Source organism: Marinobacter sp. MBR-105 (assembly GCF_053628895.1).
On the sequence record NZ_JBRJHG010000039.1, the window covers coordinates 1 to 4,616 of the forward strand.

General features: G+C 51.9%; 7 protein-coding genes. 6 read left to right on the top strand and 1 reads right to left on the bottom strand.

From position 1 onward, the window contains the following. The first annotated feature begins 236 nt into the window (after nt 1-236). The 5 genes from ACSSVV_RS20750 (at nt 237) to ACSSVV_RS20770 (ending at nt 2,498) form a co-directional block, all read left to right on the top strand. Nucleotides 237-992, top strand: coding sequence for a hypothetical protein (locus tag ACSSVV_RS20750; RefSeq protein ID WP_023010672.1), 756 nt, complete (start codon nt 237-239; stop codon nt 990-992). Nucleotides 993-1,103: 111 nt separating this feature from the next. Beyond that, nucleotides 1,104-1,382: a type II toxin-antitoxin system RelE/ParE family toxin gene (locus ACSSVV_RS20755; RefSeq protein ID WP_031211838.1), complete on the top strand. Its 279-nt coding sequence runs from the start codon at nt 1,104-1,106 to the stop codon at nt 1,380-1,382. Further along, on the top strand, nt 1,382-1,675 hold the full coding sequence (locus ACSSVV_RS20760; protein WP_023012140.1) for a HigA family addiction module antitoxin: 294 nt from the start codon (nt 1,382-1,384) through the stop codon (nt 1,673-1,675). The genes ACSSVV_RS20755 and ACSSVV_RS20760 overlap by 1 nt, the downstream gene beginning before the upstream one ends. Nucleotides 1,676-1,743: 68 nt before the next feature. Continuing rightward, a complete protein-coding gene (locus ACSSVV_RS20765) occupies nt 1,744-2,058 on the top strand; it encodes a PLDc N-terminal domain-containing protein (protein WP_023012139.1) in 315 nt (104 codons plus the stop codon). 110 nt (nt 2,059-2,168) lie between these two features. Next, on the top strand, nt 2,169-2,498 hold the full coding sequence (locus ACSSVV_RS20770; RefSeq protein WP_031211491.1) for a hypothetical protein: 330 nt from the start codon (nt 2,169-2,171) through the stop codon (nt 2,496-2,498). 347 nt (nt 2,499-2,845) lie between these two features. Here the strand turns inward: ACSSVV_RS20770 and ACSSVV_RS20775 are convergent, their stop codons facing one another. Further along, on the bottom strand, nt 2,846-3,871 hold the full coding sequence (locus ACSSVV_RS20775; protein ID WP_023011537.1) for an IS110 family RNA-guided transposase: 1,026 nt from the start codon (nt 3,869-3,871) through the stop codon (nt 2,846-2,848). 108 nt (nt 3,872-3,979) lie between these two features. Here ACSSVV_RS20775 and ACSSVV_RS20780 point away from each other — a divergent pair, with 108 nt between their 5' ends. Next, on the top strand, nt 3,980-4,480 hold the full coding sequence (locus ACSSVV_RS20780) for a GNAT family N-acetyltransferase (protein ID WP_036193475.1): 501 nt from the start codon (nt 3,980-3,982) through the stop codon (nt 4,478-4,480). Nucleotides 4,481-4,616 lie beyond the last annotated feature (136 nt).

Here is a 4,616-nt window from a genome sequence, read left to right on the forward strand (position 1 = left end):
GGAGAAGGTGATCTGATCCATGCTGGCAACGATCCTATGCGATTGACGATGGCCGTATTATCGCTGATTTTGGAGACTTATTCAGAGCCTCCCTAATTTTTTCTATGGTATGTATGGCGATCACTCGAATAGCCCAAACGATCGAGCCAATAGACTGCTTTGTCCAAGAGAGTTAACAAGGCCAGGCACAGCGACGCCTTTTTCGTTGCGGCTTCGCCTCCACTACAAAGCCGCGCATGCTGGCGGCGTTAGGCAAGATCAGAAAAGGTGTTCTCGTGCCCAATGGAGTCCTGATTTTTAAAGGAATGACAGTTGGAGTCTTGCCTGGAGACCTATCCATTTCTGTGGACGATGAAGGTAAGACTAGTGGAAATCTCGTTCTTTCCACAGCATATAATGTCGTTCCCATCTGGCTAAAAATTGCCCATGACAATTTGAAGCAATCCAAGCTTGCCTCCACTGCTATTCCTGAGCATTGGGACGAAGATTCGGAAAATCAAAAACAGCTGTTAATGCGCGAGCTTGCGCCATCAATGCAGGTCATTGTTGCTTGTGGCATAGCACTGGACGGGCTTTACGATACGTTGCGACCTCATGCCAAATTGAGTGCAGAAGAAATCGAGGCTTGGAAAAAGAAAAAGACCTCTAGGGCAAAGCAGATATCTGAGGTATTTCGTCGAACTCACAAACTAAAAAAGGAAACTTATAATGAATTTTTCGCCTGTATCGATCAGGTCATGAAATTCAGGGATAAGGCGGTTCATCCTTCATTAAAACTAGAGAATTCGTGTTCTCGTCCAGATGTTGATGTGGCCGTTGATTGGAAGTTCTCTGCATATCGCTTTACCAACGCAGAGGTCTGCTTTAACAATACCGTCAAACTTGTTGCCTATTTGTACGAAAATGGTTCTATCTCCACCAAAGTTGACGAAAGCTTATCCAATATCATCGAGGCCCTGGAAGAGTTGAAGGTTGTTCAAAGAAGTGCCTAACCAGGCCATGCACCGGATGCCAAAACCTCCGCTTCGCTTTGGTTTTGTCACCGGTGATGGCGGGCGTTAAGCTTTATTGTTGCGCGGTGCGCAACGTGCTAGTATTCCTTCATGATTAAATCATTCCGTCACAAAGGACTGAAGCGGTTTTACTCGACCGGCCACACGTCTGGCATACAACCCGACCATGCCAAGAAGCTGCGTATGCAGCTGGCTGCTCTGGATACGGCGACTTCAGTGGAAGATATGGATATTCCTGGTTTTCGGCTTCATCCATTGAAGGGCAAAGACAAAGGCCGGTGGTCGATTAGGGTTAACGGAAATTGGCGCATGACGTTCGAATTTCAGGACGGCAACGCCTACATTCTTGATTATGAGGATTATCACTAATGACTATGCATAATCCGCCGCATCCTGGTGAATTCATTCGTGAGGTGTACCTGGAGCCTTTCGGTATCAGCTCTCGTCAGCTTGCTTCCAGTCTGGGCGTTTCACCCTCCACTTTGTCTCGGTTGCTCAAAGGGGATAGTGGCATTAGCCCTGAAATGTCGCTACGGCTGTCCAAGGTTCTCGGGCGTACTCCTGAGAGTTGGTTGGCGATGCAAGATATGTATGACCTATGGGTGGCTCGCGGCACAGTCAATCTGGATGGTATTCATCGGCTGGACTTCGAAGCAGCTTAACCAGTGGCTGTTGTCGGACGCGCCTGCGCTGGCGCTCCGGCACGCCGCAAAGCCAGGCGTTATATGTCATGAGTACTGTCGAACAAAGAATTATCTGGCTGGGTATGGCCATCATGTTGGGCTATCTGGTGGTTTATCAGTTCTTCTTTCTACCCCAGTTCAGCGGCAACGAGCCGTATGTCGGCGAAGCCGCGATAGCCTATCTAGGTTGGTTTACAGTGGGCACGACGTTCGCCTGTATCGTTCTGCTTCTTCGTGACCTCAAACGGCGAGATATATCGGGCAAAGCCGGTTGGTTTATTGGTATCGTATTTTTCACTTGGGTGGGTCTGCCGTACTATTTCTTCAAGCACGCGCGGCGACCGTTGCCAAATGCCATATAACCAGTCGCTTTAGTACGCGGCCGATGGCCGCCGGACGCCCTTTTCATTGCGGCTTCGCCTTCATTGCAAGGGCGCCGCTAAGCTCAGCGTTATATCTGTAGGTGAGTCTGATGGCCACTCCATACAATATGGCTTTTGCTTGTCTCACATGCTGCAAGTCATTCAAGCGCGAGTTCGATTTGGCGGAAGAATGTCCGATGACGCTTAAATGCCCAGAGTGTGGCGGTTCAGCACATAATTTTGGCAGGCACTTCAAGGCCCCCAAGAAATCGAATAAGAAGCAGTGGGACAAGATTCGTTTTCTTTTTGAGCATGGTTTTCGCTTTCAAAAAATTCGTGTGGGCAGTGGTCATCACGACACAGTGCCTTATCCGGAAACCCTGGAAGAGGCGAAAGAATTTGTGGTCACGTACAAGGATTATGCGATCCACAGTGGCTGACCAAGATATAACAAGGCAATCAAATTCGTTCCGGCCTTCGGCCTCCACCGGACGCCCCTGTCGGGCCGCCGTTTATTGCTGGCTACATGGACTCCCCCTGCGGTCAAGCAACGCCATTTAAATCCGAAGCGGTTTGAGACTGCAGCTCTACATTCGGCCTCTGTGTGGGCGTTACTGCCCGGGCCAGGATGATGATGCGTGTGAGTGAGGGTCTCATTCGTTAGTCGGCCTTTAAGGGCCGTCAGCATAAACAGACTCTCTCACTCTCGGTCTGACCGTTCCGTCATCGCTTGCCGTTGCAAGACTCGGCTGGCAGGCGTGTTCTGCCTGTCGTTGGTACTCGGTTATCAGCCTTCCACGGGCTGCGTTTTAAATTCTGTCTGGTTCATGAGTAGTGCCCATACGATTCGGGCGTTCTTGGCTGCCATTGCCACGGCGGCCCGTTTGTATCCCCGGCGCTCTTTGAGCTCTTTCGCCCAGGCGCTGAGTCGATCTTCTTTCGTATCGATCGTTGCAATCACCGCCCGGGTGCCGTGGATTAACAACGTTCGCAGGTATTTGTCGCCACGCTTGGTGATTCTGCCCAGTCGGGGCTTCCCTCCGGTCGAGTATTGTCTGGGCACCAATCCGAGCCAGGCAGCAAAGTGCCGACCGCTTTTGAATTGCCTGGGATCAGGTGCACTGGCTAACAAGGCGGTGGCAGTTTGAGGCCCAATGCCGGGTATGGCCATCAGACGCTTTGCCTGTTCGTCACGCCGTGCCATGGCTTCGATTTCCCGATCATAAGCGAGGATTTCCTCATCCAGCTGAAGGATGCGCTGGTTAATGTTGTTGAGTAGGCGACGGGCCAGCATGGGCAGGCCGTTTTCGGCGTCCTCAAGGATCTCCGGAACCCGGCGGCGTGCGGCGTAACGTCCCTGGGGAATGATCAATCCGAACTCGGCCAGCAAGCCTCGAATCTGATTGATTTGGGCGGTGCGCTCTTTGGTGAGCCCTCGACGAATCCGATGCAGGCTGAGTGTCGCTTGCTGATCCTCGGTCTTAATTGGAACGAAGCGCATATTGGGTCGGCTGACCGCTTCACAGATAGCTTCGGCATCGTTGTCGTCGTTCTTGCTGCTCTTGCGATAAGGTGCCACGAACCGGGGAGCGATGATTCGGGCATCGTGGCCGAGCTTGGTCATTTCACGCGCCCAGTAGTGCGCGCCGGAGCAAGCTTCCATGCCAATCAGACAAGGTGGCAGTTGGGCAAAGAATGCCAACAATTTGGGGCGATTCAGCCGTTTGCGAACCACGACCTTGCCGTGTTGATCGGTGCCATGAATACTGAACACAGTTTTCGCCAGATCGATGCCGATGGTTGTAACATTCATGATGACTCCTCCTGCTTTCGCTTGAAGGCTTCGACACCTTCAATGTGGCACATCGATGCCGAGGGAGCAGGGGGAGTCCATATCATTCGTTAAGCAGTAATCGAAAACATGGAACAGGTGGTCATGATCAGGGATGTGATCTTTCCCAAAGATAGTGAAGAGTTGAGAGCGCTCATTCTTGAGTACGCGGATTGGCTGGATATCGACCTTTCTTATCAGAATTTTGAGGGAGAGATGGCCTCGCTCGAGGCTTTGTTCTCGCTTCCCAACGGCCAATATACGTTTGCTATTGTGCAATCGCAGGTGGCCGGTGGCGTTGGTTTTCGCCGACTTGATGAGCACACCGCAGAGGTGAAGCGGCTGTACGTTCGGCGCCAATATCAGGGTAACGGGCTTGGGCGCCGGCTAATGGACAACTTATTGGTTAAGCTGAAAGGTTTGGGGTATACCCGAGTGGTCCTCGATGCCGTGCCTCCCACAAAAAAAGCGCAAGAACTATACGAGTTAATGGGCTTCCGGGAAATTGAGCCATATTTTTTCAATCCAACGCCCGACACTAAATTCTATGCATTTGATCTCCAGGGCCATGCTTTGGAGAGCAATGCTTAACAAGCCGCGTCACTCGGACGGCCTTGTCAGGCCGCCGGTGCGCTCAGCGTGTGTGCCGGGCATGGCACAGAACTAGGGAGGTGAAAGTCCTCCTGCCAGGTGTTCGCAGAGCCGAAGGCTAGGAGAAGGGCAAGGG